Origin of the sequence: Prevotella sp. HMSC077E09, assembly GCF_001814685.1 — a bacterium.
Taxonomy (GTDB): Bacteria; Bacteroidota; Bacteroidia; order Bacteroidales; family Bacteroidaceae; genus Prevotella; species Prevotella oris.
The window spans coordinates 1-343 of the sequence record NZ_KV817483.1 but is presented as its reverse complement, the minus strand read 5'-3'; the positions used below and the strand labels follow the sequence as shown (position 1 = coordinate 343).

General features: G+C 55.1%; 1 rRNA gene. It reads right to left on the bottom strand.

Annotated features, from left to right (window positions below):
* Positions 1 to 72: 72 nt before the first annotated feature.
* Positions 73 to 343, bottom strand: a 16S ribosomal RNA gene (locus tag HMPREF2983_RS00185); the annotation flags it as partial.

The following is a 343-nucleotide window of genomic DNA, read 5'->3' as shown; positions in this document are numbered from 1 at the left end:
AAACCCGTTAACTTTTTCACTCGTCAACATGTATACTGTCAACTCGTCAACCAGCAGGAAATCCGTCTCCAGAAAGGAGGTGTTCCAGCCGCACCTTCCGGTACGGCTACCTTGTTACGACTTAGCCCCAATCACCGGTTTTGCCCTAGGCCGTTCCTTGCGGTCACAGACTTCAGGCACCCCCGGCTTTCATGGCTTGACGGGCGGTGTGTACAAGGCCCGGGAACGTATTCACCGCGCCATGGCTGATGCGCGATTACTAGCGAATCCAGCTTCGTGGGGTCGGGTTGCAGACCCCAGTCCGAACTGGGACCGGATTTAAGGATTAGATCGTGTTTGCACA